The sequence below is a fragment of the Microbacterium sp. NPDC056003 genome (assembly GCF_042274785.1).
Classification (GTDB): Bacteria; Actinomycetota; Actinomycetes; order Actinomycetales; family Microbacteriaceae; genus Microbacterium.
On the sequence record NZ_JBHJXQ010000001.1, the window covers coordinates 661,197 to 686,024 of the forward strand.

At 70.4% G+C, this 24,828-nt stretch carries 26 protein-coding genes and 1 tRNA gene; 11 read left to right on the plus strand and 16 right to left on the minus strand.

Features of this window, described 5'->3' with window-relative positions; genetic code table 11:
- Positions 1 to 78: 78 nt before the first annotated feature.
- Together ACFC1W_RS03060 and ACFC1W_RS03065 are read right to left on the minus strand one after the other, a co-directional pair.
- The gene (locus tag ACFC1W_RS03060; protein WP_241112826.1) at positions 79 to 870 is read right to left on the minus strand and encodes an ABC transporter permease; all 792 of its coding nucleotides are present in this window, start codon (positions 868 to 870) and stop codon (positions 79 to 81) included.
- Positions 867 to 1,946: an ATP-binding cassette domain-containing protein gene (locus ACFC1W_RS03065; protein ID WP_375988530.1), complete on the minus strand. Its 1,080-nt coding sequence runs from the start codon at positions 1,944 to 1,946 to the stop codon at positions 867 to 869. The genes ACFC1W_RS03060 and ACFC1W_RS03065 overlap by 4 nt, the downstream gene beginning before the upstream one ends.
- Positions 1,947 to 2,008: 62 nt before the next feature.
- Between ACFC1W_RS03065 and ACFC1W_RS03070 the strand changes: the two genes are divergently transcribed.
- Entirely contained in the window at positions 2,009 to 3,028 is a 1,020-nt protein-coding gene (locus tag ACFC1W_RS03070) for a helix-turn-helix transcriptional regulator (RefSeq protein WP_375988533.1), read from the plus strand.
- A 212-nt stretch (positions 3,029 to 3,240) separates the two neighbouring features.
- On the plus strand, positions 3,241 to 3,648 hold the full coding sequence (locus ACFC1W_RS03075; RefSeq protein WP_375988535.1) for a hypothetical protein: 408 nt from the start codon (positions 3,241 to 3,243) through the stop codon (positions 3,646 to 3,648).
- Positions 3,649 to 3,728: 80 nt separating this feature from the next.
- On the opposite strand, the gene ACFC1W_RS03080 is transcribed toward ACFC1W_RS03075, so the two are convergent.
- Complete coding sequence (locus ACFC1W_RS03080) at positions 3,729 to 6,824, minus strand: S8 family serine peptidase (protein WP_375988538.1); 3,096 nt, start codon at positions 6,822 to 6,824, stop codon at positions 3,729 to 3,731.
- Positions 6,825 to 7,059: 235 nt separating this feature from the next.
- Here ACFC1W_RS03080 and ACFC1W_RS03085 point away from each other — a divergent pair, with 235 nt between their 5' ends.
- Positions 7,060 to 7,536, plus strand: coding sequence for a heme-degrading domain-containing protein (locus ACFC1W_RS03085; RefSeq protein WP_375988539.1), 477 nt, complete (start codon positions 7,060 to 7,062; stop codon positions 7,534 to 7,536).
- 101 nt (positions 7,537 to 7,637) lie between these two features.
- Positions 7,638 to 7,710 (plus strand) — tRNA-Met (locus ACFC1W_RS03090).
- 59 nt (positions 7,711 to 7,769) lie between these two features.
- Here ACFC1W_RS03090 and mmuM read toward each other — a convergent pair.
- Positions 7,770 to 8,681: a homocysteine S-methyltransferase gene (gene mmuM / locus ACFC1W_RS03095; protein WP_375988541.1), complete on the minus strand. Its 912-nt coding sequence runs from the start codon at positions 8,679 to 8,681 to the stop codon at positions 7,770 to 7,772.
- Between the two features lie 106 nt (positions 8,682 to 8,787).
- Between mmuM and ACFC1W_RS03100 the strand changes: the two genes are divergently transcribed.
- Both ACFC1W_RS03100 and ACFC1W_RS03105 read left to right on the plus strand, forming a co-directional pair.
- A complete protein-coding gene (locus ACFC1W_RS03100) occupies positions 8,788 to 9,654 on the plus strand; it encodes an O-acetyl-ADP-ribose deacetylase (protein WP_375988544.1) in 867 nt (288 codons plus the stop codon).
- Positions 9,655 to 9,739: 85 nt separating this feature from the next.
- Positions 9,740 to 9,970 (plus strand): DUF1232 domain-containing protein, encoded by a 231-nt coding sequence (locus ACFC1W_RS03105; RefSeq protein WP_241112818.1) that lies wholly within the window; start codon positions 9,740 to 9,742, stop codon positions 9,968 to 9,970.
- A 6-nt stretch (positions 9,971 to 9,976) separates the two neighbouring features.
- Here ACFC1W_RS03105 and ACFC1W_RS03110 read toward each other — a convergent pair whose 3' ends face one another.
- From ACFC1W_RS03110 to ACFC1W_RS03120, 3 genes are all read right to left on the minus strand, one after another.
- Complete coding sequence (locus ACFC1W_RS03110; RefSeq protein WP_375988546.1) at positions 9,977 to 10,552, minus strand: pyridoxamine 5'-phosphate oxidase family protein; 576 nt, start codon at positions 10,550 to 10,552, stop codon at positions 9,977 to 9,979.
- Between the two features lie 154 nt (positions 10,553 to 10,706).
- Positions 10,707 to 12,071: a diguanylate cyclase gene (locus ACFC1W_RS03115; RefSeq protein WP_375988549.1), complete on the minus strand. Its 1,365-nt coding sequence runs from the start codon at positions 12,069 to 12,071 to the stop codon at positions 10,707 to 10,709.
- Entirely contained in the window at positions 12,068 to 12,880 is an 813-nt protein-coding gene (locus tag ACFC1W_RS03120; RefSeq protein ID WP_375988551.1) for an alpha/beta fold hydrolase, read from the minus strand. Before ACFC1W_RS03120 ends, ACFC1W_RS03115 begins: the two co-directional genes overlap by 4 nt.
- Before the next feature lie 208 nt (positions 12,881 to 13,088).
- Between ACFC1W_RS03120 and ACFC1W_RS03125 the strand changes: the two genes are divergently transcribed.
- Positions 13,089 to 14,390, plus strand: coding sequence for a diguanylate cyclase (locus tag ACFC1W_RS03125; RefSeq protein ID WP_375988554.1), 1,302 nt, complete (start codon positions 13,089 to 13,091; stop codon positions 14,388 to 14,390).
- 5 nt (positions 14,391 to 14,395) lie between these two features.
- On the opposite strand, the gene ACFC1W_RS03130 is transcribed toward ACFC1W_RS03125, so the two are convergent.
- From ACFC1W_RS03130 to ACFC1W_RS03155, 6 genes are all read right to left on the minus strand, one after another.
- On the minus strand, positions 14,396 to 14,743 hold the full coding sequence (locus tag ACFC1W_RS03130; protein WP_375988557.1) for a sugar ABC transporter ATPase: 348 nt from the start codon (positions 14,741 to 14,743) through the stop codon (positions 14,396 to 14,398).
- A 132-nt stretch (positions 14,744 to 14,875) separates the two neighbouring features.
- Positions 14,876 to 15,193 (minus strand): ArsR/SmtB family transcription factor, encoded by a 318-nt coding sequence (locus tag ACFC1W_RS03135; protein ID WP_375988560.1) that lies wholly within the window; start codon positions 15,191 to 15,193, stop codon positions 14,876 to 14,878.
- The gene (locus tag ACFC1W_RS03140; protein WP_375991390.1) at positions 15,190 to 15,663 is read right to left on the minus strand and encodes an SRPBCC domain-containing protein; all 474 of its coding nucleotides are present in this window, start codon (positions 15,661 to 15,663) and stop codon (positions 15,190 to 15,192) included. The genes ACFC1W_RS03135 and ACFC1W_RS03140 overlap by 4 nt, the downstream gene beginning before the upstream one ends.
- A gap of 118 nt (positions 15,664 to 15,781) precedes the next feature.
- Positions 15,782 to 16,882 carry an ABC transporter permease gene (locus tag ACFC1W_RS03145; RefSeq protein ID WP_375988563.1) on the minus strand — a complete coding sequence of 367 codons (1,101 nt, stop codon included), beginning with the start codon at positions 16,880 to 16,882 and terminating at the stop codon, positions 15,782 to 15,784.
- The gene (locus tag ACFC1W_RS03150) at positions 16,879 to 17,895 is read right to left on the minus strand and encodes an ATP-binding cassette domain-containing protein (RefSeq protein WP_375988566.1); all 1,017 of its coding nucleotides are present in this window, start codon (positions 17,893 to 17,895) and stop codon (positions 16,879 to 16,881) included. Before ACFC1W_RS03150 ends, ACFC1W_RS03145 begins: the two co-directional genes overlap by 4 nt.
- A 34-nt stretch (positions 17,896 to 17,929) precedes the next feature.
- Entirely contained in the window at positions 17,930 to 18,940 is a 1,011-nt protein-coding gene (locus tag ACFC1W_RS03155; RefSeq protein ID WP_375988568.1) for a glycerophosphodiester phosphodiesterase family protein, read from the minus strand.
- 144 nt (positions 18,941 to 19,084) lie between these two features.
- Between ACFC1W_RS03155 and ACFC1W_RS03160 the strand changes: the two genes are divergently transcribed.
- The 3 genes from ACFC1W_RS03160 to ligD all read left to right on the plus strand — a co-directional run bounded on the left by ACFC1W_RS03160 (position 19,085) and on the right by ligD (position 21,968).
- Positions 19,085 to 19,993, plus strand: coding sequence for a Bax inhibitor-1/YccA family protein (locus ACFC1W_RS03160; RefSeq protein WP_241112872.1), 909 nt, complete (start codon positions 19,085 to 19,087; stop codon positions 19,991 to 19,993).
- Positions 19,994 to 20,309: 316 nt separating this feature from the next.
- Positions 20,310 to 20,660 (plus strand): helix-turn-helix domain-containing protein, encoded by a 351-nt coding sequence (locus ACFC1W_RS03165; protein ID WP_375988571.1) that lies wholly within the window; start codon positions 20,310 to 20,312, stop codon positions 20,658 to 20,660.
- 63 nt (positions 20,661 to 20,723) lie between these two features.
- Entirely contained in the window at positions 20,724 to 21,968 is a 1,245-nt protein-coding gene (gene ligD, locus ACFC1W_RS03170) for a non-homologous end-joining DNA ligase (RefSeq protein WP_375988573.1), read from the plus strand.
- Here the strand turns inward: ligD and ACFC1W_RS03175 are convergent.
- The gene (locus tag ACFC1W_RS03175; RefSeq protein WP_375988576.1) at positions 21,965 to 22,489 is read right to left on the minus strand and encodes a TetR/AcrR family transcriptional regulator; all 525 of its coding nucleotides are present in this window, start codon (positions 22,487 to 22,489) and stop codon (positions 21,965 to 21,967) included. The genes ligD and ACFC1W_RS03175 overlap by 4 nt on opposite strands.
- A 77-nt stretch (positions 22,490 to 22,566) precedes the next feature.
- On the opposite strand from ACFC1W_RS03175, the gene ACFC1W_RS03180 reads away from it, so the two are divergent.
- Positions 22,567 to 23,277 (plus strand): MBL fold metallo-hydrolase, encoded by a 711-nt coding sequence (locus tag ACFC1W_RS03180; protein WP_375988579.1) that lies wholly within the window; start codon positions 22,567 to 22,569, stop codon positions 23,275 to 23,277.
- A 124-nt stretch (positions 23,278 to 23,401) separates the two neighbouring features.
- Here ACFC1W_RS03180 and ACFC1W_RS03185 read toward each other — a convergent pair whose 3' ends face one another.
- Complete coding sequence (locus ACFC1W_RS03185; RefSeq protein WP_375988581.1) at positions 23,402 to 23,989, minus strand: ClpP family protease; 588 nt, start codon at positions 23,987 to 23,989, stop codon at positions 23,402 to 23,404.
- The gene (locus ACFC1W_RS03190) at positions 23,986 to 24,615 is read right to left on the minus strand and encodes a ClpP family protease (RefSeq protein WP_375988583.1); all 630 of its coding nucleotides are present in this window, start codon (positions 24,613 to 24,615) and stop codon (positions 23,986 to 23,988) included. The genes ACFC1W_RS03185 and ACFC1W_RS03190 overlap by 4 nt, the downstream gene beginning before the upstream one ends.
- Positions 24,616 to 24,828 lie beyond the last annotated feature (213 nt).

The following is a 24,828-nucleotide window of genomic DNA, read 5'->3' on the forward strand; positions in this document are numbered from 1 at the left end:
GCCAGTCCTGGTGGGTTTCGCTCGCGCGTTCCCGCCGGGACCGGCAACTCGGCGCCCGCGGATGGTCCGGGGACCGGGTCAGCTGCTCTTGCGCATCGCCCGGATGCCGGCCCACAGGCCGAGCGCGGCCAGCACCAGTGCGGCGACCCAGCCCCACAGCACCTCGACCGCACCGAGGTCACCGGCGAACAGCGCGCGCTCGGCCTGCACCACCCAGTTCACCGGGTTGACGGTCGAGACAGCCTTCATCCACCCCGGGCCGTCGTCGAGCGGGAGCAGCATGCCCGACAGGATCAGCAACGGGAAGATCAGCGTCTGCTGCACGCCCCAGAACAGCCACTCGCGGTCCTTGGTCTTCAGCGCGAGCGTGTACGACAGTGAGCCCAGCCCGACCCCGAACACCGCGAGCAGCGCGAGACCGATGACGAGGCCCGGGACGTTGATGGTGAAGCCGAACGGCCACGCGATCAGCACGATGATGAGCGCCTGGACCACGATCGGCGCGATCTCCTTGAGCGCACGGCCCACCAGCAGCGACGACCGTGCGAGCGGGGCGACGAGCGTGCGCTCGTGAGAGCCCGTCATCATCTCGTACTGCAGGTTCGAGCCCGTCGCGCCCGTGCCGAACAGCACGATCATCACGAGCACCCCCGGCACGAACCACTGCAGGGTCTCCCCCACCGGCGCGCCCGACGAGCCGATCAGCAGCGGTGCGAAGAGTCCGAGGAACACGAGGGGCTGCACCAGGCTGAAGATCAGCGTGAACGGGTCGCGCACAACGGGCTTCAGCTCGCGGGTCAGCACGTTCCACGTGTCGCGGGCGGGGTTCGCGCGCACGGCAGTGTCGGGCCGGATCTCGGTCGCGGTCATCGCTGGACTCCTTCCATGACGGATGATTCCGGTCCGCCGTCTGCGGCGGCACTCGATTCGGATGCCTCGGCCGAGGCATCCGTGTTCTCCTCTGTCTCTTCCGCCTCGCCCTCGCCGGCCTCGCGCAGCGTGCGCCCGGTCAGGGCGAGGAACACGTCGTCGAGCGTCGGCGGAACGCCGGTCGCCCGCTGCACCCGAATGCCCGCGGCGTCGAGCGCACGCACCGCGGCCGGCAGCAGGGCGTCGCCGTCGGGTGCCGTGAGGATCACGTCCGCGCCCTCTGAGCGCACCTCACGGTCGGTCAGGCGCTGGATGACCGCGACGGCGGCCGCGGCATCCGTTTCGCTGCCGAAGCCGAACGTCAGCAGGTCACCGGCCAGGTTCGCCTTCAGCGCGGCCGCGGTGTCATCGGCGATGACCCGCCCCTTGTCCATGACCATGACGCGCTCGGCGTAGCGGTCGGCCTCCTCGAGGTAGTGCGTGGTGAGGAAGACGGTCGTGCCGTACTTCACGCGCAGATCGAGGATGTGCTGCCACAGGTTCGCACGGCTCTGCGGGTCGAGACCGGTCGACGGCTCGTCGAGGAAGATGAGCGGCGGCGCGTGCATCAGCCCGAGTGCGACGTCGAGACGTCGCTTCTGCCCGCCCGACAGCTGCTGCACCGAGCGGTTCGCGAACCCCGAGAGATCGAGCGACTCGATCAGCTCGTCTGCCCGGGCTCGGCTCGCCTGCTTCGACATGCCGTAGAACGCACCCTGACTGAGCAGCTCGTCACGGGCGCGCTGCGAGAAGCTGCCGCTGGTCAGCTGACCGACGTAGCCGATGCGAGCCCGCACATTGGCCGGCTGCTTCAGGATGTCGAAGCCGACGACCCGCGCCGTGCCGTCGGTCGGAGGGATGAGGGTGGTGAGCATGCGCAGGCTGGTCGATTTGCCCGCGCCATTGGGTCCGAGGAACGCCACGAGCTCGCCGCGCGCGACCTGGAAGGTGAGGTCGGTGACCGCCTCGACGGTCTTCTTCTTGACGGCGAAGCGCTTGGTGAGCCCCCGCGCTTCGATGATCGGTTCATTCGCCATGCGGCAAGGATAGAAACCATTGCGGACGGATCCTGTCCGCGTCATAGGGCAATGTTGAGGACATGTCCGACACGACCACGCGAGCCCTCTCGCTGCTCAACCTGCTCCAGACCCACCGACACTGGCCGGGTTCCGAGCTCGCCGAGCGCCTCGGCGTCACCGAGCGCACGGTCCGCCGCGACGTCGAGCGCCTGCGCGACCTGGGGTACCGCATCGAGTCGTCGCCGGGCGCCGCGGGCGGCTACCGCCTCGAAGCGGGAAGCGCGGTCCCTCCTCTGCTGCTCACGGATGAAGAGGCGGTCGCGATGGCGATCGGGCTGCGGGTCGCGGCATCCCAGCGCCTCGTCTCCGGTCCCGAGACGACCATCACCGCCCTCGCGAAGCTCGAGCAGGTGCTGCCCGCACCGCTGCGGCGACGGGTGAACGCACTCGCCGAGACGGTGCAGCCAGCAGGGCTCAACCCCGGCGCCGCAGTCTCGAGCGACGTGCTCGGCGAACTCGCACTCGCATCCCGCGACCACGAGCGGGTGCGGTTCACGTACACCGCCGCGTCGGGCGAGGTCACGCGGCGCCGCGTAGAGCCGCACGCGCTCGCCCCGGCGGACCGCCACTGGTACCTGCTGTGCTGGGACCTCGAGAAGGACGATTGGCGCACGTTCCGCGTCGACCGCCTGGCCGACGTCGAGCACACGCGGGTGCTGTTCGAGCCGCGCCCGCTCACACCCGAGCAGATCGAGGAGTTCATCGTCGTCGCACGGTCGTGGGTGCGACAGAAGGTGGAAGCTGATGCCGTCATGGACCTGCCGCTCGACGTGATGCGCGAGTACTTCGGGCAATGGGGCCAGGGCGCCGAAGCCGAGGACGACAGCCGCACCCGGTGGCCCGTCGGCGGTGCCGACTGGCGCGAGACGATGTACGGGCTGATGTGGATCCCGCCGGGCGTCGAGTACACGACCGACCTGCAGGAGCCCGGTCGCTCCGAACTGAGGGAGTCGCTGGAGCGGATGCTGCGCGCGATCGACGCGCCTCCGCCTCCGCCCCGCGGGGCCGCGCCACGCCCGCGCACGCCGCCCCACGGCTGACGGGGTGGTCGCTGCTCGCCTGTCACATTGCGCCGCCCGCGCCGGCACTTCGTGACAGGGGAGCCAGCGGGTCGTCCTGCTCCCCTGTCACGAAACGCCGTGCGTGCCGGCATTTCGTGACAGGCGAGCGGTCCGAGGGTCGGGGGCGGCTTCCGGCACAGCGTGTTCGCAGGACGCGCACCTACGCTGGCGCCGACGACCGAAGGAGTGACATGCGCCGAGCCATCCTCGCGGGCGCCGGAGGGGTGCTCCTGCTCCTGCTCACCGCCTGCGCCACCGGAGGACCCATGACCGACCCCACCACCCCCTCATCGAGCCGCCCGCCGTTCGCGACGACCACGCCCGGCCCGATCGGCCCGTCGGGCACCCCTGCCGAGGTGTCGCCGGCGCAGTGGGATACCATCGTCGCCGACCTCGCGGAGCGCGGGGTGGCGGGCGAGCCGGTGCTGGTGAGCGCTGAGTCCGTGACGTGGCCGAACGGCGCGCTCGGCTGCCCCAAACCGGGCATGTCGTACACCCAGGCCGTCGTCGACGGCATGCGCGTCCTCGTCGAGGCCGACGGGGTGACTTACGACTACCGCTTCGGTCGCGGCGACGCACCCGTGCTCTGCGAGGCCTGAGCGCAGCATCCGCTCGGCTCGATCAGACGACGAGGGCGGCACCCCTTCCGGGAGTGCCGCCCTCGTGCGACTGCGGACGGTTACTTCGTCTTGACGAGGACCGTCTCGCTCGTGCCCGACTTGTTGTCGAGCACGACCGCCATCACACCGAGCGGCTTCTGCGTCGCGTACGCGTCACCGTCGACGGCGACATCCACCGTGACGGTGCCGTTGCGCGGCACCTCGGCGTACTGGCCGTTCTCGAGCGCCGGCGACCAGGGGTTGTACTTCGCGACACCCTCGATCTCGTCGAAGAGGGCCGTGTCGGTGATCGAGTAGCTCGCGACCGTGTAGTCGAACGAGCCGGCGGCTTCGGTGAGCCCCAGATCGCTCGCCCACACCGGCAGCATGATCGTGCTGCTGTCGGTCGGTGCCGTGGCGTAGAAGCCCGCAGCGAGCAGACCCTGCGGCGTGCTGATGAACACCTCGGAGCGGCCGCTGACCGAGCCCGTGCGCACCAGACCGGAGTCGGCCGAGAACACGATCGCCTCGGGGTTCCCGTCGCCGTTGCGGTCGATCACCACGTCGAACTCGTTGCTCGACACGTTGGACCAGCGCGAGTGCGTGTTCACCGCGAACACGAGCACGTGGTCGCCGTCGGACTGCGGGAACGACTGCACGCCCGCGGACGCGAGGTCCATGCCGGTGTCGTTGAGCTTCTTCGACACGTCCTTAGGGTCGCTCAGACCCCACGTGAAGAAGTCGGCTCCGGCGGTCTGAGCGCCGATCGTGTTGGTCAGCTTGACCTTCTTGCCGGCGTCGGCCACCTTCTCCTTCTTGCCGAACAGGGCGCCGGTCTTCGACGCCACGCGGCTGTCGGCACGCGGAACCATCAGGTACGGCACGCGCAGCGACGAGGAGTCCGACGTGAGGACGACGTCGCCCGAGAACTCGTACTGGGCGAACGGGTCCACCGTCGACGAGCCGACGGCGTCAGCGCGCGCGGTGAGAGCGACGATGACCGTCGCCTTGCCCTTGGCGGGAACCTTCACCGAGCTGCGGTTGAACGTGAGCGTCGCCTTCTCGGACTGCGCCGACGGAGCGGAGCTCACCTTGTAGGTGACCGCCGTGTCGCCGTGGTTCGTGATGGTGATCGTCTTCAGCCCCGCGAACCCGAGCCACGACTCCTGGAACCCGAAGTTGAGCGCCGTCTCACGCAGCCAGCCACTGTCGGTGCGGAACGCGTCGCCGGTCGCCGTGACCTTCGTCGCGACAGCCTGTGCGGCGTCGACGAGTCCGACCCCGCCGCGGGTCATCTGCTGGCCCGCGACCTTCTCGGGATCGGCCGACGACACGACGGCCGCGGAGACCTCGCCGGCCTTCCAGCCCGGGTGGGCCTGGACGGCGAGCGCCGCGACGCCCGCGACGTGGGGAGCCGCCATCGACGTGCCCGAGATCGTGGCCGGGCCGTTGCCCGTGCCCACGCCCGTCGAGACGATCGAGACACCCGGAGCCGCGACATCCACGGCCACACCGCTGTCGCCGCTGCGCGGGCCGTTCGACGAGAACGAGGCGTAGCCACGGAACGAGGGGTTCGCCAGGTCGGCTGCGGCGATGGTCGCCGGGGCACCCGACACGAACTTCGGGCCGTCCGACATGCGGACGCCGAGGAACGGGATCGTGACGTTGAACGGGTCGCCGTTGTCGGGGTTCTCGGTGATGACGCCTTCGAACGGCGGGTAGTCGTTCGTGTTGTTCACCATGAGTGCGGCAGCCGCACCGGCCTGCTCCGCGAAGATCGGCCGCGCAGCGCGCGCACACGTGCCTCGCTCCGAGACGGCGAGCTGGTTGAGCCCCGGCGCGACACCGTTGCTGGTGTACGCCGCGACCGAGCAGCCGAGCGCCTCGTTCTCAGCCGTGGCCGGGTTGTCGGCCAGTCGCACGACCGTCATGCCGGGCAGACCGGCCAGGTCGGCGCCGTTGGCGTTGATCGCCGAGACGGCGACTCCGTTCACCGTGACGGTGGCACCCGGAAAGCTCGGGGTGCTGTCCACCGCGGCGACCGAGATGACGCCCTCGCCGTTGCCGGGCGAGCCCGCGATGTACGGAGCCGGTCCGGAGTTGCCGGCCGAGGCGACGACGACGACGCCCGCGCCGATGGCGTTGGCGGCAGCGACGGCCTCGGGGTCGTCGGCACGGCCGAAGCTCGAGCCGAGCGACATGTTGATGACGTCCATGTCGTTGGCGACGGCCCAGTCGATGGCAGCGGTGGTGACGTTCGTCGAGCCGTCGCAGCCGAAGACGCGCAGGGCGTAGAGGTCGACCTCGGGCGCGACGCCGGGGCCGATCTTCCACTGCTGCGACGCGGTGGACTCGTCGTACGCGCCCGTGTAGGTCGCGCCGTCCGCGGTGACGCCGCTGCCGCCGGTGGTGCCGGCGACGTGGCTGCCGTGACCGTTGCAGTCGAGCGGGTTGGCGTCGGGCTTCGGGACGCTGCCGTCCTCGTTGGCGTTGTAGTCGTCGCCGACGAAGTCCCAGCCGCCCTTGATGCGCGGCGCGTTCGGACCGAACAGCGCCGGATCGGCCGCCTCGGTCTCGGCCGCGTTGGCCGCCTGGTACGCCTCGACCGTGCCCGGGCCGCCGAAGTTGGCGTGGGTGTAGTCGATGCCGGTGTCGATGATGGCGACCTTGATGCCCTCGCCCGTGTAGCCGGTGTTCTGCCACACCTGGGGCACACCGAGGTACGGGACCGAGACCGCGTTGTCGATCGTGTACGTACGAGCGGCGTGGACGCCGACGACGTTGGGCAGCGCTGCCACAGCGTCGACCGCGTCGGCCGGGATGGTCGCCTGCACGCCGTTGTACGCAGACTGCATCGTGGCCTCGACGGCGCCGCCTTCGGCCTCGACAGCACCCACGACGGGCTGCTGGACCTTCTGGAGCGACTTCTTGATCGCACTGCGCTCGGACTTGCTGAGCTCGCGGCCCTTCTCGGCCTCGACCACAGCGACCGGGTCGCCCGCGAGCTCGACGACGACGGTCACGTCGCCGTTCGCGTTCGCGCTGAGCGGCTCGACGGTGGCGCTCACGGGGCCCCGGGTGGGGGCTTCGTCGAACCGCGACGACGGATCGTCGTCTGCCGCGGCGAATGCCGCGGTTGTGGGGAGTGACAGCGCCACGACTGCGGCGACCGCCAATACACGTCGGTACAAGGGGGTCCTACTTTCTCCGTACTGGGGGTGGAGTGTGGATGGTCCCGTTTCGCTCTGGGGGTGGAAGCGGGGCACTTCGGCGAACGTATGTGGCAATTCACATCAAGTCAACGGTGGATTCCCAGGTTGAGCAGACCGCACAATCGACCCGCCGTCAGCGGCCCCTGTCTTGTCCTGATGCGCAGTGGAAGCGGCCTTATCGAGAGATACGCTCGACGCCATGAGCGACGATGCGCAGGGCGTTCTCGACCGGATCGAGTCCGAGGAGCGTGAGCTGATCCTGCCCCGCTTCGACCTCTCGGATGCCTGGGCCCTCGGCTCTCGGATGCGCACCGCGGCCGAGTCTGCGGGCCTGCCGATCGTCATCGGCATCACCCTCGGCGAGGCCCGCGTCTTCCACACGGCCCTGCCCGGATCGAGCGCCGACAACGACGGCTGGCTCGAGCGCAAGACCCGGGTCGCCCGCCGCTACGGCCGGTCGTCGTACGGGGTCGGCCAGTCGTTCCGTGCTGCCGGCAAGGACTTCGACGTCGACGCCCGGCTCGATCCCGCGCTCTACGCGGCGCACGGCGGCGTGTTCCCGTTGACCATCGCCGGCGTGGGCGTCGTCGGCACCGTCGGCGTCTCGGGCCTCCCCCAGGCCGACGACCACGCCTTCGTGGTCGAGCAGCTTCGCGCGTACCTCGCGGAGTTGTGATCGGATGCCGCCGCCCGCGGCCTCGTCACATGCCGACGCAAAGCGAAACCACGGTTAACGCTTGGCCAAGCGAGCTGGCTCCCGCGCTAGCGTGGGGTCATCGCGGCGATCCGGGCGGTCCCGGGCACCGGCTCATACCCGGATGCGTTGCGGGTTCGACTCCCGCCGTCGCGTCGATCAGAACTCCCGTCGGATGGCCGGCGGACGAGTTCGGGCGATAGGCACAGCGCCCGCTACTCGATCGGCCGGCGCAGTTCCCGGGCGATCTCTGCGATGGCCGACGGTCCGATCCGGCAGCATCCGCCGATGAACATCGATCCGGCGTCCGCCCACGCCACCGCAAGCGCCGTGTCGAATCCCGGCTCACCGACCCACCGCCGCGCCACGCCGTCCCAGGTCTCGCCCGAGTTGGGGTACGCGACCGAGGGCTTGCCACTCGCCGCGGTGGCTGACCGCACCGCCGGCAGCACATCCCCCGGCGCGCAGCAGTTCACGCCGACGGCGACCACGGATCCGTGGCCGGCGGCGAGCGCGAAGGCTTCAGCGGCCGAACGGCCGTCCCGCAGCCGGTCCCCGGAGATGGTGCACGACAGCCACGCGGGAATCGCGAACTCGTCGACCAGTTCGAGGAGAACCGACACCTCGTCGAGGTCGGGGATCGTCTCCAGTGCGAGCAGGTCGGGCTGGGCGCTCGCGAGCAGTTCGATCCGCGGGGCATGGAAGTCGCGGAGCGCGGCGCGACTCACCCCGTACCGTCCGCGGTACTCCGATCCATCGGCGAGCACCGCTCCGTAGGGACCGACGGATGCCGCGACCAGCCGCACCGCTCCATCACCGGCTGTCTCGGCGACGTCGTCGCGCACCTCGCGGGCGATCGTCACGCTCCGCCGGATGAGCGCCTCCGCTTCGGTGCGAGCCATCCCGTGGCGCTCGAATCCCGCGACGCTAGCCTGGTAGCCGGCGGTGGTGGCGACCTGGGCGCCCGCGTCGAAGTACGCACGATGCACCGCTGCGATCTCGCCCGGCGCATCGCGCAGCAGTCGTGCGGTCCAGAGCTCGTCGCTGAGGTCGTGCCCGCGTTCGGCGAGCGCGTTGGACAGCCCTCCGTCGAGCACGACCACCGCAGGTGTCGTCGAGGTCGTCACCCGCCCATCATCCCCCGCCTGTGTCATGAGGTTCGCATCCCGATGGTCCGGGTCCGAATCCCGCATGCGGCCACCAGATCTCGTTCGCGGGGTGCAGACTCGAACCGTGGTCACCGTCACCGCCGTCCACGGCGATATCACCGAGCAGCGCGTCGACGCGGTCGTGAACGCGGCGAATCGGCAGATGCGCGGCGGAGGCGGCGTCGACGGCGCGATCCACCGGGCCGGTGGGCGCGCGATCCTCGACGACTGCATCGCACGCTTCCCCCGCGGTCTGAGCACGGGTGACGCGGGATGGACGACCGCCGGCGCCATGCCTGCCACGTGGGTCATCCATACGGTCGGCCCGAATCACTCGGCCGGCGAGCGCGACCGGACACTCCTGGAGTCCTGTTATCGACGCTCGCTCGAGGTGGCCGACGAGCTCGGCGCCCGACGCCTCGCCTTCCCGCTGATCAGCGCCGGCATCTACGCGTGGCCGCTGAATGACGCGATCGACGCGGCCGTCGACACGATCCATCGAACGCCGTCGCGCGTCGAGGAGGTCCGGCTCGTCTCGTTCACCGCCGAGACCCACCGCCGCGTGCATGCCCAGGTGCTGCGGCGCTTCCCGCCACCCACCGAGCCCGACACGATCGGCCGGCTCTTCGATCGTTCCCCCAGCCAGTGGGGGCTGCGGGGCGACCCGTACCTGTGGCGCGCGCTCCGCGCGGAGCTCGCGACGACGCCCCTCCCGCCCAACGGGTGGGAGCTCCAGGACACGATTCACGCAGCGGCCGCGGGCATCCTCGGCACCCCGCTCAAGAACGCCGGCGAGCCGATCCACGTCGCCGAGTTCGATCCGGGCCACGGCATGTCGGCGGGTGCGGTGCTGCCGTCCTGGTGGAAGAACACCGGCATCCGGATCCTCATCGACCGCTACGAGGCGCTCGTGCCCGACGAAGGCGGAGACACCACCACGCCGTCCGCCTGACCGCCACATCACGGCGCGGCAACGGCTCGCTGTAAATCTCCTGGCGTCCAGCCGTCCTCGACCTCCCGGCGCGCACACTGGACCCATGTGGTGGAAATTCCTGCGAGCAGTCAAGACGCGCGAGCACCGCGTCGCGCCGACGACGTGGGTCGCCGCGCTCGCCGCGACGGTCTACACCTTCGTGCCGTTCGACCTCATTCCCGAGCTCGTGCTCGGCCCGCTCGGAATCGCCGACGACGTCAGCATCTGGGCGATCTTCGCCGTCCTCCTCACGCGCGAGAAGCATCGCTGGCAGGCAGCGCTCCCCGCGCGCTGACCCACATCAGCCCGGGTCCGCCGGGGTATGGGGCGTGTGCGGCGTCCGCCGTGTCGTGACCGGGTGGTGATGCGGGATCGGCTCCGGGCGGGTCGTCGCATCGTCGTGATCGTCCGGTTCCTCGACCGCCGCATGCGACTCGAAAGGCCGCGGGTGATCGACGCGTCCGTCGGTCTTCGGGAATCGTCGCCCGGTGACGGCGCGACCTGCGATCCGGATCACGAAGAACTTCGGCGCGGGGCTCCACGACGCCAGGCTCATCACGCCGCTCGTGCGGATCTCGTCTTCGCGCGTGACCCGCTCGGCATCGCCCCGCACGACCACGCTCCACCGCACGTGCTCGTCGTGATCGTCGACCTCGAATGCCACCGCAGGGTGCTGGGCGATGTGCAGCAGCTTCGCATCCCTCGCGGTGCGCACGTAGATCGAGCCCTCATGCGGCACATAGTTCACCGGGAAGATGTCGGGCGTGCCGTCGGCGTTGATGACGGCCAGACGGCCGAACGAGCTGGTCTCGAGCAGCCTCCAGCACTCCGCCGTCTCGAGCTTCTCGATTCCTCTGGTCCCCGCGCGGTCAGCCATGCGCTCCTCCGTCCTCTCCCCTCTGGTCTACCCGGTGACCCGCGAGAGTGGAAGCGGCTCGACGACGAGAGCAGAACGGAGAGCGGATGCCGGCGAGCAGCGCTCGACGGTGATCACCGCGAGAACGGCGGGGCGGAGCATCCGCTCTTCCGGGTCAGACCCCGTTGAAGGAGTGCCGGTTCTTGCCCTGCCGCTTGGAGTCGTACATCGCGGCGTCAGCGCGCACGAGGAGCTGCTCGGGCGTCGGCGCCTCATCCACACCCGGGCGGTAGAGCGAGATGCCGATGCTCACGGAGGCGGAGATGATGCCGTCGGCGACCACGATCGGCTGACTGCAGATCTCGAGGATGCGGGACGCGATCGCCGCGGCGGCGGCGTCGTCGGCTCCGGCGCAGATCGCCACGAACTCGTCGCCTCCGATCCGCCCGACGACGTCGTCCGAGCGCACGCCCGCCTGCAGGCGGGTCGCCAGCTCGATGAGCACGAGGTCGCCGGTGGCGTGGTCGAACGCGTCGTTGATGCCCTTGAAGTCGTCGACGTCGAGGAACATGACGGCGAGCGCCTCGTTCCGGTCGGTCGCGTGCCGGATCGCGTCATCGAGCGTCAGCTCGAGCAGCTGCCGGTTCGCCACGCCCGTGAGCTGGTCGTGCAGCGCCAGGAAGGCCAGGCGACGCTGCAGGCGCACACGTGTGAGAGTCTGCGAGGCCTGCCGGCCGAGGGCGTCGAGCAGGTCGAAGAAGGACGAGTCGAACTCTGTGCGACGGGCGAAGAAGCAGACCAGGATGCCGAGCCGCACACCGTCCGCGACGAGCGGCGTCACAGTGAGCGAGGCGAGCCGCTCGGCGCGCAGGGCTGCGGCCACCTGTGGGAAGTCCGTCTCCTCGGGCCCGGCGGTGACCACGGCCACATCGTGGGTCGACCGCAGCTCGGGGACTGGTGACACCTTGCCGGCGAGCGGATTGGTGCCGCCGACGAGCGCCAGCTCACCGTCGTCCTGAATGAGCAGCACGGCGGTCTCGCGTGCGGAGAAGGCCTGGCGTGCGACCGAGGCGAACGACTCGGCGACGTCCTCATCGGTGGCGCTGACGCCGAACGCGGTCGAGACGTCCTGGAGAATGCGCACGCGCTCCTCGGACGTCTCCGCCGCGCGCCGGGCGGTGAGCAGCTCCCGCTCGTACTGCAGTCGTTCTGCCGCACTGAAGACCGCGGTGCGGATGACCCCCGCCTCGTCGTCGCGGGCGGAGTTGATCAGGGTGGGCATCGCAGACCCGTCCGCTGTCACGAGCGTGAGAGCAACCTCGTGCACCTTCCCCTGGAGGTGCATCACCTGCATGTGGCGGGTCTCGTAGAAGAGCCGGCTGCCCGGATCGAGCAGCGACGCGAACGGCCGGCCCACGACGGCGTCCAGGTCGTATCCGGTCCAGTCCAGGAAGGTCGGGTTGGCATCGAGGATTTCGCCGTCGAGGGTCGTCGCCACGAGCCCGCAGGGCGCTGTCTCGAACCAGTCGTGCGCGCTCACTGCAGGTATCCCCGCATCGCCGCGACGACCTGATCCGGAGCAGAGAGGATGGGGACGTGTCCGGTGGCGGCGAGCACCGACAGCCGGCTGCCGGCGATCTCGGCGTGGACGAAGTCGCCGACGGCCTCGGGTGCGATCACGTCGGCGGTGCACTGCAGGATGAGCGTGGGCACCGAGACGAGCGCCAGATCGGCGCGGTTGTCGGACAGGAACGTCACGCGTGCGAAGTGCCGCGCGATCACAGGGTCGATGCTGCAGAAGCTGTCGGTCAGCCGCTCGCCCAGCTCGGGCCGATCGGGTGTCCCCATGATGACGGGAGCCGTCTCGCGCGACCAGCCGAGGTAGTTGGCATCCAGCGATTCGAGCATTGCGTTGATGTCAGAAGGCTCGAACCCGCCGCGGTACGACCCGTCGTTCGTGTAGCGGGGCGACGGACCGATCAGCACGAGGGCGCCGAACCGGTCGGGCCGGCGGTTCGCGGCGAGGACCCCGATCATCGCGCTCACCGAGTGGCCGACGAAGACGACGTCGGTGGCATCGAGCTCTTCGAGGATCTCGAGGACGTCGGTCGCGTACCCCTCGAGCGAGTCGTACTTGCCGCGGTCGTAGGCGGACGAGTCGGAGTTGCCGGCGCCCACGTGATCCAGCAGCACGACGCGGTGGTCGCGCTCGAAGTGCGGGGCGACGAGGTTCCACGTCGACTGGCTGCAGCCGAACCCGTGCGCGAACATCATCACCCGCCCCGCGGGGTCGCCCGAGAGGGTGACGTTGTTGCGACGTAGAACGTCGGTCGTCCGCACAGCGGTCATGGCGTTCCAATCGGGTGCGACGGGGGGTGGGAAGCCGCACCTAGCCGATCGTACGTCACGCCGACGCAGCGGGCCGCGTTCCTGCGTTCCGCCTCCGGAGAGGTGCGCATTCCGGCTCGACTGCGCAATCCGGACACTGGAAGTGGTCCGACCATCGGAGGACGATATCGTTCAGGTACTGCTCCGGGGCGAGTGAACGGAGACATGGTTGGACGATCAGACACTGTTGCCGGTCGGCATCGTGCACCTCGAGGGGAACGGCAGGATCGTCAAGACGAACGCCTGGTTCGCGGACTGGGCCGGAGCCTCGCTGGACGCACTGCCGGGCAGGATGATCGACGAGTTCCTCGTCCACGCCAGCGAGGACATCATGTCGCTGGACGACTCCGGGCCGTGGGTGATGGTGCATGCGCAGGATCCCAGCAAGGCCGTCATGGCCACGCGCCACCGGCGGCCCGACGACGACGTCGTGGTCATGGCGGAGGCATCCAGTCGATTCAGCGCCCTTCGCGATCTGCGCCGCCAGTACGCCCTGGCCGACCGCACCCGCACACGACTCGAGCTGGTCATGGACTCGTCGATCGCGTTCTCCACGGCGACGACAGAGGCCCGGCTCGCCGAGATCCTCGCCGACACGACGGCACGCGCCTATCGGGCGGAGGAGTCGACCGTGTACCTCCACCTGCCCGACGGCAGCAGCGCGGTGGCCGCCGGCTACGACGGGCTCGAGGGCCGCCTCGACGCCGAGACGCTCATCGCGATGGTGAGCGCGCCGCGACGGATCCTCAAGGTCCAGAGCGAGCACGAGGCCGAGCGTCTCGTCCCCGGTCTCGGCCCGGCGATGCGCACCGCCGGTGTGCGCGCGTTCATCGCCGCACCGCTGCATCACGAGGAGATCGACTTCGGGGCGTTCGTCAGCTGGTTCCACCACGATCGCGTGTTCGACGACGAGGCGTCGACGCTCGCGGAGGCGCTGGCCGGTCAGGCGGCGCAGTCGCTCGCGACTCTGCGGCTGCAGGCCCGGCTCGCGCACGCGGCGACGCACGACGAAGTGACCGGACTGCCCAACCGCCGCCTTCTCGAGGCGCAGATGGAGCAGATCATGCGCACGACCCGATGTGCGGCGCTGTTCGTCGATCTCGACGACTTCAAGAGCGTCAACGACCAGCTGGGCCACCATGCGGGAGACCGGATGCTGCGCGATGCCGGCGAGCGGCTGGCGAGCGCAGTCCGTGCCGACGATCTGGTTGCGCGCTACGGCGGAGACGAGTTCGTGGTGCTCTGCAACGTCACGGAGAGCTCTGTCGCGACCGAGATCGCCGATCGCATGCTGTCGGTCCTGCGCGGCGAGCACGACGGAGCGTCTTCGCGGGCGGCCCTGCGGGCCAGCATCGGTGTGGCGATCGCGGAACACGCGGGCGAGGCGCCCGCCGAACTCCTGCGGCGAGCGGACGTCGCGATGTACCGCGCCAAAAGCGCGGGCGGCGACCGGTTCGTCATCGCGAACTGAGGCCGTCAGAGGTCCTCGGGCGCGAGGTCGCCCTGGCCTTCGTCCCCGAGTTCGGCGTCGACCGGCGACTGTCCCTGCGTCTCGGGCTGGACGCCGCGGCCCGGGAGGTCTTCCGCGGGGATCTCGCCACGCTCGTCGGCGATCATCGCCGGATCGGCGCCGGTCGCGGTGTCGACGTCCAGATCCTGCGGGGCGGCTCCCTCGTCGAGCGCGGTGGTGCGATCCCACTCGGCCTGAGCAGGGTCCTGCTGCGCGTCGGTCTCGATCGAGGTGTCGCCGTCGCGCAGCGGCTGGACAGCGGGCTGGTCTTCGCCGGCAAGGGCGAGGTCGTCGGCCGGATTCGAGTCGCTCATGATGCTCCTTCCGTTCACCGCGACAGCGGTGACGCGTGCGAGTGCACCGTCCGATCCTCGCCGGTCGAGTGCTCGCCCGCAGGAGCCTTGACGCGCCGGAGCCGGTGACGTATCAACGCCGACGCGGGGTGCCTACAGCCCTTCCGCGATCTCCTTGATCGCGGCCAGTCGGCGCTCCCACTCGGCGCCCACGGCGTCGAGACGGCGTGCGGTGGCGCTGAGCTGCGCACCGACGATGCGGAAACGCACCTCGCGGCCGACGCGGACCGGCTCGACGAGGCCGACCTCCTGCAGCACGGCGAGGTGCTTGGCGATGGCCTGGCGGGTGACGGGCAGACGCCCGGCGAGGGCGGATGCCGAGGCATCCCCCTCACCGAGCGCCGCCAGGATGCTCCACCGGGTCTCGTCTCCGAGTGCGGCGAACACCGGGACCAGTGCTTCGGCCGTCACGAGTCGCTCTCGAGGAGGGTGACGAGCTTGTCGAGTTCGCCGTTCCAGCCGTCACGATGGTCGGCGAGATTCGCCGCAGGGTCGGACGTCGTCTCGAACCCGGTCTCGACCACGGTCAGCTCGGTGCCGTCGGCGACCTCGGCCAGCGTGAAGGTGAAGACGGTCGAGTGCGCGTCGTCGAGCTCGCCGGATACGACGCCGCTGGCGTCGTCGTTCCCCCAGCGGTACGAGACCATCCGCTGCGCCTCGATCGCCTCGATGCGCACGGGGATCGGTGCGCGGTCCGGCCAGGTCAGCGTGCCGCGGGCGCCGGCGTACGATCCCTCGAACGCCGCCTGCCCGAACCAGCGCGAGATGTGCTCCGGCTCGGTCACGGCCTCCCAGACCTTGGCCTGGGGCGCCGCGATGCGGATGGTGCGGCGGACCGAGAACGCGGAGTCGTCGACGACCGACGACGGGTTGACTGTCATGCTCACAATGATCGTTCCTCTCTGACGATGAGTGCAACCCCTTGGTTGCACCGCAATGCAACGTCATGGTTGCACCGATCGTCTTTGATTGCAACCCTCTGGTTGCACCAGGGAGAGGTCAGGCGATCCGGGTCCCGGGCGGCAGCGTGCGGGCGGGCGTACGGGTGCGGGCCCACGCCCACCAGAGCAGTCCGGCCGCGAGCAGTACCTGCAGGCCGAGCCCGACGAACCAGCTCGGTGCGGTCTCGTCGACGATCTCCTCAGGAGTCTTGTTCTCCTCGTTCGCGGGCGGACGGCATTCGTCGTAGGTCGTCTCCGCCTCGGGCGCCTGCTGCGCCCCGCGCACGCCGGTCTTGATCTGCCCGAAGAGATCGACGGGATAGCCGCTCCGGTCGAAGGTCGTGGGGGTGGCGTCGGCGAGGATCACGAAGGGGTTCGCGGCGAGGATCCACCACACCCGGTCGAAGCGCGGAACCTCGTACGTGTACGTTTGCCATTCGCCGCACGCGAGCGGGCCTTCGTCCTTGCACGGATAGTCCGCGGACGGCTCCTCTCCCGGCATGCAGGGGAAGTCGTCGCCCTGGTACTGCTCCCAGTCGATCGCGCGGTAGTTGTTCACCTGCTCGGTGCGCATCGTCGCGCCCAGCAGCCCGAAGGCGATGAGCGAGCCGATCACGAGCGCGGCCACGACGAGGTAGGTGGTGGCGACCGAGAAGAGCGGACGGGCCAGGATGCCGCTGAGCCCGACGCCGATCGCGGCGATCACGCCCACCTCGACGATGAGCACCGCGAGCGACACCACGATGGTCGCCGCGTTCGCCCCGCCGGCCAGAGTCGCAGCGATGAGGAAGGGCACCGACACAGCCACGAAGGCGAGGCCCGTCACCCACGCCGCCAGGAACTTGCCGATCAGGATCTCGCCGGTGGTCGCGAGGGTGACCTGCACCGGAGCGAGGGTCGCGGCATCCCGATCCCCGTTGATGGAGTTGCCGCTGAGCGTCGGAGACACGAGGACGATCAGCAGCAGGGTGATGTAGACGATCGTCGAGTAGACGGCCTGACCCTGCTGATCCTCCAGCGAGCCGAACGCCAGGAACGACAGCAGCGTGACGATCAGCAGCAGACACCCGAAGGCGCCGAGCATCACGTACCAGGCGATGCTGCGGGTGCGCTGGGTCAGCTCGAGGCGGACGATGGTTCCGAGTCGCTGACCGCTCATGCCGTCGCCCCCTCGTCGTTCGTCGGTGCGCCACCGGCGGCGGGCGGTGTGGGCGGTGCGGGTCGGGCCGCCACCTCCTGTGGAGGCACTCCCCTGCCGAGATCGAGGAACGTGCGCTCGAGGCTGCCCTGCGCGGCCGCGAACTCCACGACGGCCAGCCCGGCCGCGACGAGCTCGCGCAGCGCGGCGACGGCGTCCTCGTCGGACGAGATCTCGACCACGACGTCGCGCCGATCGACCGTGATCGACTCGGGAGACAGGCGCAGCGCGGCCGCGACCTGAGGACGCGCGTCGGATGCCTCGATCCCGTCGAGCCGCACCCGCCACGGGCGTGCGCGGCGAGCGGCCGCCTCGACGCGCCCGGCGTCGACCGTCTCGCCTGCGACGAGGAACACGGCGTCGTCGACGACCTCCTCGAGCTCCGAGAGGATGTGGCTCGACACCAGGATCGTGCGCCCCTCGGCCGCGAACCGGCGCAGCAGCACGCGCAGGTCGATGCGCGCCTGCGGGTCGAGCCCCGACGCCGGCTCGTCGAGCAGAAGCACGCGTGGCTCGTGCACCAGAGCGCGGGCGAGCCCGAGACGCTGCTTCTGGCCCCGCGAGAGCACCTTCGCCGGAGCGTCGGCGAGCGCTGTGAGACCGACTTCTCCGAGCAGGACGGCTGCGCGAGCGGATGCCTCGGCCTTCGGCATCCCGAACAGCCGGCCGGTGACGACCAGCGTCTCGCGCGAGGTGAGCGAGTCCCAGGCGCCGAGCGCGTCAGGCATCCACCCGATGAGCGCGCGTGCCGCGTGCGGATCGGAGACCGGGTCGACGCCGTCGATGCGGATCGACCCCGCGTCGGGCGCGAGGAGCGAGGCGAGCATGAGGAGGAGGGTCGTCTTGCCCGAGCCGTTGGGCCCGACGAGTCCGGTCACGCGGCCCGCGTGCGCCACGAGCGACACATTGCGCACCGCCTGGATGTCGCCGAACGCGCGTCGGACTCCTTCGACGACGATGCCGGCGGAAGTCATGAGACTCACAATCTCATACGCGCCGCGGGGAACCTCAGGAACTGAAGAACGCCACGCCGAGATCGGGATGGTCGACGAAGACGCCGTCGACCCCGGCATCCCGGATCACTCCCCACTCCGACTCCCAGTCGCCGAACGCCGCCGCACCCCCACGGCCGCGGAACTGGCCGATGAGGAAGTTGTTCTCGGGGCGGCAGGTCCACGTGAAGACCCGCAGACCGCGTTCGTGCGCATCGCGGACGATCGGCGACGGACCGGTGAGACGGCCGAGCTTGTCGGGCGCGAGGATCATGCGCTTGTCGACGCTGATGCCGTCGACGCGGCCGACCAGGCCGTCGAGTCCCGCCGGCTTCGCGGTGGCGCGGTACGTCGGCGCCGCCTTGCCGTGCGCGGCGAACAGGTCGAAAGGACGCCCCGCCGCCTCGAGCAGATAGACGTAGGCGGCGGGGATGCCTCGTTCCTGCAGCGCGTACAGCACGGTCGACTCGAAGGACTCGATGATGAGCGGAAGCTGCCCCGCCTCCCAGCCGGCCTCGCGCAGCTCGGCGTCGATCAGTTCGGCCACGTCCCAGCCGATGGAGGCGAAGTAGGTGGCGTGCTTGATCTCGAGCACGACGCCGATCTCGCGACCCTGGGCCAGCGACGCGGCCCGCACGATGTCGAGCACGTCGCGCAGTCGCAGCACGGGCTGGGCATCGTCGAAGCTCGCGCTCGTCGTCCGCAGCTTCGGCAGCCGCTCACGGCAGCGCAGGGTCGACAGCTCGTCCCACGTGAAGTCCTCGGCGAACCAGCCGGTCAGCTCCGCACCGTCGACCGTCTTCGTCGTGCGGCGGTTCTTGAACTCGATACGGTCGGCGACATCGGTCGTGCCCGAGATCTCGTTCTCGTGGCGCACCACCAGCACCCCGTCTGCCGAGACGACGATGTCTGGTTCGACGGCGTCGACGCCGAACTCGAGCGCGAGGTCGTACGACGAGCGCGAGTGCTCCGGTCGGTAGCCGGGGGCGCCGCGGTGCCCGATCACGAGCGGGGTGCGGCGCGCCATCGTCTCAGGCTACCCGCGCGCCGGGACGCGGCATCCGCTCATAGCCCACTCACAGCCGCAGGCCCCACCTGGCACGCACCGCGTCCGATATCGTTGATCAACAGCACCGTGCTGTTCGACCCCGTGACTTGGAGTGTGAGAGCAGTGGCCCTCGACAACCCCGCGTTCAACAATCCGGCCTTCCAGGATTCGAAGGCCGCCAAGACCTACCCGGGCCGTCCCGGCCTGACTCCCCCCGCCGGCCAGACGCAGTTCGCCACCGCGCAGCACGCGGGCACGGATGCCGCGGCCCAGGCCCAGCTCGAAGGCATGTACACGGCCCCCTCGGCCGGCGCTCTCGAGACCGACCGCATGACGGTCGAAGACACCATCTGGAAGACCGTCGGCCTGTTCGGCGTGCTGCTCGTCACCGCCGTCGTCGGCTGGGTGTGGACCATGTCCACCGTCGCCGCGACCGGCCAGCCGACGCTCACGCCGTGGCTCATCGGTCTGTTCGGCGGTTTCATCCTCTCGCTCGTCGTGATCTTCACGTCGCGCAAGAAGGTGCGCCCTGCGCTCATCTTCGCGTACGCGGCGTTCGAGGGTCTCTTCGTCGGCGGCATCTCGGCCTACTTCGAGATGATCTGGGAGGGCATCGTCCTGCAGGCGACGCTCGGCACCCTGTCGGTCGTCGGCGTGACCCTGGCACTCTTCGCGAGCGGCAAGATCCGCGCCTCCAAGAAGGCGACCAAGGTCTTCATGATCGCCATGGTCGGCTACCTCGTCTTCTCGCTGCTGAACCTCGTCCTCATGTGGACGGGCGTCAACTCGAACCCGTTCGGCCTGCTGAGCGACACGATCATGGGAATCCCGATCGGCCTCATCATCGGTGTGCTCGTCGTGATCATGGCGGCGTACTCGCTGGTGCTCGACTTCGACTCGATCCAGCGCGGCGTGCGCAACGGCGCCCCCCGCAAGTACGGCTGGCTCGGCGGCTTCGGCATCATGGTGACCGTCGTCTGGCTCTACATCGAGATCCTGCGCATCATCGCGATCGTCCGCGGCTCCAACTAGCCCACGGTCCGCGTTCTCGAACGGCCGCCCGGTCCTCCGGGCGGCCGTTCTGCGTCTCGGGCCGCGTCGTCCGCCGCAACATCGGAGATCGTGGCGACACGCCGGGGGGTGCCGGCCGCCGCCCGGCGTGTCGGCCGCGGCATCCGATTCTGTGCACGACCCCGGGGCGGTCGGCCCGGCGTGTCGGCCGCGGCATCCGATTCTGTGCACGACCCCGGGGCGGTCGGCCCGGCGTGTCGGCCGGCGCACAGCCGGCCCGTTCTGCTCTGAGCGGAAGGGGTCGAGGCTCGCGGCATCCGGGTCCTATCGTTTCGACATGGCCGAGATCATCCCGCTGCCGACGGCGCCCGCACCCATCGCACCCCGTGCTCCTCGCGAACCGGAACCCCTCTGGCGCGACGCCCTCGGCGAGCAGCTGCGCCGCCTGCGGCACGACCGCGGCGAGCGCCTCGCCGACACCGCCGAGCGCGCCGGCCTCTCGCCGCAGTACCTCTCCGAAATCGAGCGCGGGCTGAAGGAGCCGTCGAGCGAGATGATCGCCGCCGTCGCCGGCGCGCTCGAGGTGACGCTGATCGAGCTCACCGCCGCCGTCGTCGACGATCTCCGCTCGAACGCTCCCGCGCGCACCGCCGTCGGCGTGCGAGCCGCCTACACGCTCGCCGCCTGACGCCCGGCCCGCGCGGCGCGCAAGCCCTGGCCGCCGTCCGGGCCCCGGGCTAGCGTGGGGCGGGTGAGCCCAGCGCGCAAAGAGGAGTTCCTCGAGATCGGCGGACACGAGGTGCGCATCTCGAGCCCCGACAAGGTCGTCTTCCCCGAGCCGGGGCTGACGAAGCTCGACGTCGTGAAGTACTACCTGGCCGTGGCCGACGGGGCGCTGCGCGGGGCCGGCGGACGGCCGATGGTGCTCAAGCGGTTCGTGAAGGGTATCGATCACGAAGCCTTCTTCCAGAAGCGCGTGCCCGACAACCATCCCGACTTCATCGACACCGCCACGCTGCACTACGCGCGCGGCACCTCGGCCGAGGAGGCGGTGATCCGGGATGCCGCGGGCCTCGCCTGGGTCGTCAATCTGGGGTGCCTCGACCTCAATCCGCACCCGATCCGCGCCGAAGACCTCGACCACCCCGACGAGCTGCGCATCGACCTCGACCCGATGCCCGGCGTGGACTGGTCGCAGATCGTCGACGTCGCCATGGTCGCACGCGAGGTGCTCGACGATGTGGGTCTCGTCGGCTGGCCGAAGACCAGCGGGTCGCGCGGCCTGCACATCCTGGTGCGCATCGCGCCGCACTGGGACTACAAGCAGCTCCGCCTCGCCGCCGAGACGCTGGCTCGCGAGGTCGAGAACCGGGCACCGGGACTCGCTACCGCCCGCTGGTGGAAGGAGGAGCGCGGCGAGAGCGTGTTCGTGGACTTCAACCAGAACGCGAAAGACCGCACCGTGGCATCCGCGTACTCGATCCGCCCGCTGCCCGACGCGCGCGTCTCGACGCCGTTGGACTGGAACGAGGTCGCCGTGCGGCGCCCCGAGGAGTTCACCGTCGCGAGCGTTCTCGAACGCTACGCCGAGATCGGCGATCCCCACCGTGGCATCGACGACGCCGTCGGCACCCTCGACGGACTCCTCGCGCTGGCCGAGCAGCTCGGCCCCGCCGAGAAACCGCCGCGGGCGGGCGATGGCGAGGGGCGGCGACAGTCGACCATGCCCCTCGTCGAGGTGGCACGCACGAAGACCAAGCCCGAGGCGCTCGAGGCGCTCGAGGAGTGGAAGGCGAAGCATCCTGCCGCAACCGCACTCCTGCATCCGGCCGACGTGCTCGTCGACGGAATGCGCGGATCGAGCTCGCTCTGGTACCGGGTGCGGGTGAACCTGCAGCACGTGCCCGAGGACGACCGCCCCTCGCAGGAGGAGCTGATCGCCGACTACGACCCGTGGGCCGGCAAGGTGTGGCCCGGACGCGAGGGGTCCGCCTAGCGCGGCGCGCTCGCCGCGAGGCGACGCAGCCCGTAGTCGAACGCCTGATCGATGTCTCCCCCGAGCCGGAAGGCGCCGGCGAGCTCCATCGAGACGAACCCCGTCACCCAGGCCGTCAGCAGCCGCGCCTCGTCCAGCGCCCGGTGCTCACCCGCGGCCTGGCGGGCGGCGCGCAGCACCGGCTCGCTCGCCCGAGCCATCGCGGCGGCGTTCCCCTCCACGGCGTACATCAGGCGGAATCCCTCCGGACGGTCGTGCGCGAAGGCGCGGTAGGCGCGGGCCAGGGCGGTGAGTGATCCATCGGATGCCGCGAGCCGGCCGCCCAGGTCGTAGATGGTCGCCTCGGCGATGAGCCGCAGCAGCGCATCGCGATCACGGACCCTCTTGTACAGCGAGGGCGCGCGCACGCCCACGCGCTCGGCAACGGCTTGCATCGTGACGGTCGACGGGCCCCCGACTTCGAGCAGTGCGCGGCCCGCGTCGACGATCGCGGCGAGGGACGTGCGGTCAGGCGTCGGCATGTGGTCCTCCTTGATGGCTATTGACCTAAGCCATGATAGCTATGTACCATAGCCAACACAAGATCACGGAGGACATCATGCGACTCGGTCCGCACCTGCACCGCATCGGCAACGACATCGTCGCCGCCTACCTCATCGTGACGCCCGAGGGCATCACGATCATCGACGCCGGGCTCCCCGGCCACTGGGACGACCTGACCGCCGAGCTGTCATCGATCGGCCGCTCGCTCGACGACGTCAAGGGCCTCGTGCTCACGCACGGCGACAGCGACCACATCGGATTCGCCGAGCGCCTGCGGCGCGAGCACGGCGTGCCGGTCTACGTGCACGCCGCCGACGCCGACCGCGCCCAGGGCGGAGACAAGCCGAAGACGCCGATGGGGCCGCTGCGGATCGGCCCCACGCTCGGGTTCGCGGCGTACGCCCTGCGCAAACGGGGCTTCCGCACCGAGTACCTCACCCAGGTGGTCGAGGTCGCCGACGGCGACGTGCTCGCCCTCCCCGGGTCGCCGCGCGTCATCGGGCTGCCCGGGCACTCCCCGGGCAGCATCGCGATCCACGTGCCGATCGCCGAGGCCGTGTTCGTGGGCGACGCACTCACCACGCGCCACGTGCTCACCGGTCGCGCCGGCATGCAGCCCGCGCCCTTCACCGACGAGCCCGCGCTCGCGCTCAGGTCGCTCGAACGGCTGGCCGACGTCGACGCATCGTGGGTGCTGCCGGGTCACGGCACGCCGTGGCAGGGCTCGCCCGCCGACGTCGCCGCCGCGGTCCGCGCCGCCGCCTGAGTCCGCGCGCCCTGGCGCGCCTGGGGTGAATGTCCACAGCTGTGGAGTCTCCGGCGTCGCGAGGACCGCATCTGAGGACACTCAACAGTGAACGGTGGGCGGCGCGGCCGTCCCGACCACGGCGTCAGCGCTCGGCGAGCACCCGATCCGCGAGGCCGTAGGCGACAGCATCCGTCGACGTGAACACCCGGTCGCGGTCGGTGTCCGCCCGCAGCTGCGCCGGGTCCTTGCCCGTATGGCGGGCGAGGATCTCCTCGACCTCTCCGCGCACGCGCACGAGCTCGTCCGCCTGCAGGATGAGGTCGGGGATCGCGCCCCGCCCCTGTCCCGCCGGCTGGTGCAGCACGACCCGCGCGTGCGGGAGCACGGCACGCTTGCCCGGGGCTCCGGCCGCGAGCATCACCGCCCCGACGCCGATCGCCTGGCCGACGACCGTCGTGGCGACATCGGGTCGAACGTGCTGCATCGTGTCGTAGACCGCGAGCATCGCCGCCGGGTCGCCGCCCTCGCAGTTGATGTAGAGCTGGATGTCGCGCTCCGGGCTCTCGGCGTCGAGGTGCAGCAGCTGCGCGATGAGAGCGTTGGCCACGCCGGCGTCGATGCCCGTGCCGAGGTAGACCACTCGCTCGGCGAGCAGATGCGAGTAGACGTCCATGACACGGTCGCCACGCGGATGCTGCGCCACCACGTTCGGGATCGTGTACGAGCTCATGCCGCCACCTCCGCCGGACCGACGCCGAGGCCGGCGGTGCGTCGGCGCCGGGGCACGACCTGCGCGAACTCGTCCACCACGCCGTCGATGAAGCCGTACTCGAGCGCCTCGGCGGCGGTGTACCAGCGGTCGTGCAGCGAGTCGTCGAACACGCGCTCGAGCGGCTGCCCGGTGTCGGCGGCGATGAGCCCGAGCACCGTGTCGCGCATGTGCCGCAGGTCGCCGGCCTGCACCTCGACGTCGACCGTCGACCCGCCGATGCCCGACGATCCCTGGTGCATGAGGATCCGCGCGTGCGGGAGCGCGCGGCGCTTGCCGGGTGCGCCCGCCGACAGCAGGAACTGCCCCGCGCTGCACGCCAGCCCGAGGGCGAGCGTCGCGACGTCGTTGGGGATGAGCCGCATCACGTCGCGGATCGCGAGCATCGAGGGGACGGATCCGCCGGGCGAGTGGATCCAGAGGGAGATATCGGATGCCTCGTCCTCGGCCGCCAGCGCCAGCAGCTGCGTCGCGAGGAGGGTGCCGTTGTCGTCATCGAGTGCGCCGTCGAGCACGAGCACGCGCTGGTGGAACAGCTCGCGCCGGGCCTCGGCGCCGAACATCGGGATCTTGCCTTCTTCTGTCATGCGCCCAGCCTGCGCGCGGCGCCGGGCGGCGGCATCCGTTTCCGCCGTCAGCCGCTCCGCCCACGGCGGATCCCCGTCGTCGACCGAGAAAGAGAAGAGGGGGTGGCGCGGCCGCCCCGCGTGGGGTGTTGGGGGTGAGGGGCGGGGGCGGCGGGGCCCGGGGGGGCGGGGGGCAGGCCGGAGTACGTCGGGGGGGTGAGCCGGGCGCGACCC

Bases quoted from the DNA above. Each gene is read 5' to 3' on its own strand.
- ACFC1W_RS03165 (WP_375988571.1), top strand. From the start codon at position 20,310: ATGGCCGAGATCATCCCGCTGCCGACGGCGCCCGCACCCATCGCACCC.
- ACFC1W_RS03070 (WP_375988533.1), top strand. From the start codon at position 2,009: ATGTCCGACACGACCACGCGAGCCCTCTCGCTGCTCAACCTGCTCCAG.
- ACFC1W_RS03145 (WP_375988563.1), bottom strand. From the start codon at position 16,882: ATGAGCGGTCAGCGACTCGGAACCATCGTCCGCCTCGAGCTGACCCAG.
- ACFC1W_RS03180 (WP_375988579.1), top strand. From the start codon at position 22,567: ATGCGACTCGGTCCGCACCTGCACCGCATCGGCAACGACATCGTCGCC.
- ACFC1W_RS03060 (WP_241112826.1), bottom strand. From the start codon at position 870: ATGACCGCGACCGAGATCCGGCCCGACACTGCCGTGCGCGCGAACCCC.
- ACFC1W_RS03130 (WP_375988557.1), bottom strand. From the start codon at position 14,743: ATGAGCGACTCGAATCCGGCCGACGACCTCGCCCTTGCCGGCGAAGAC.
- ACFC1W_RS03155 (WP_375988568.1), bottom strand. From the start codon at position 18,940: ATGGCGCGCCGCACCCCGCTCGTGATCGGGCACCGCGGCGCCCCCGGC.
- ACFC1W_RS03140 (WP_375991390.1), bottom strand. From the start codon at position 15,663: ATGACAGTCAACCCGTCGTCGGTCGTCGACGACTCCGCGTTCTCGGTC.
- ACFC1W_RS03065 (WP_375988530.1), bottom strand. From the start codon at position 1,946: ATGGCGAATGAACCGATCATCGAAGCGCGGGGGCTCACCAAGCGCTTC.
- ACFC1W_RS03120 (WP_375988551.1), bottom strand. From the start codon at position 12,880: ATGACCGCTGTGCGGACGACCGACGTTCTACGTCGCAACAACGTCACC.
- ACFC1W_RS03190 (WP_375988583.1), bottom strand. From the start codon at position 24,615: ATGACAGAAGAAGGCAAGATCCCGATGTTCGGCGCCGAGGCCCGGCGC.
- ACFC1W_RS03075 (WP_375988535.1), top strand. From the start codon at position 3,241: ATGCGCCGAGCCATCCTCGCGGGCGCCGGAGGGGTGCTCCTGCTCCTG.
- ACFC1W_RS03185 (WP_375988581.1), bottom strand. From the start codon at position 23,989: ATGAGCTCGTACACGATCCCGAACGTGGTGGCGCAGCATCCGCGTGGC.
- ACFC1W_RS03110 (WP_375988546.1), bottom strand. From the start codon at position 10,552: ATGGCTGACCGCGCGGGGACCAGAGGAATCGAGAAGCTCGAGACGGCG.
- ACFC1W_RS03105 (WP_241112818.1), top strand. From the start codon at position 9,740: ATGTGGTGGAAATTCCTGCGAGCAGTCAAGACGCGCGAGCACCGCGTC.
- ACFC1W_RS03085 (WP_375988539.1), top strand. From the start codon at position 7,060: ATGAGCGACGATGCGCAGGGCGTTCTCGACCGGATCGAGTCCGAGGAG.
- ACFC1W_RS03150 (WP_375988566.1), bottom strand. From the start codon at position 17,895: ATGACTTCCGCCGGCATCGTCGTCGAAGGAGTCCGACGCGCGTTCGGC.
- ACFC1W_RS03175 (WP_375988576.1), bottom strand. From the start codon at position 22,489: ATGCCGACGCCTGACCGCACGTCCCTCGCCGCGATCGTCGACGCGGGC.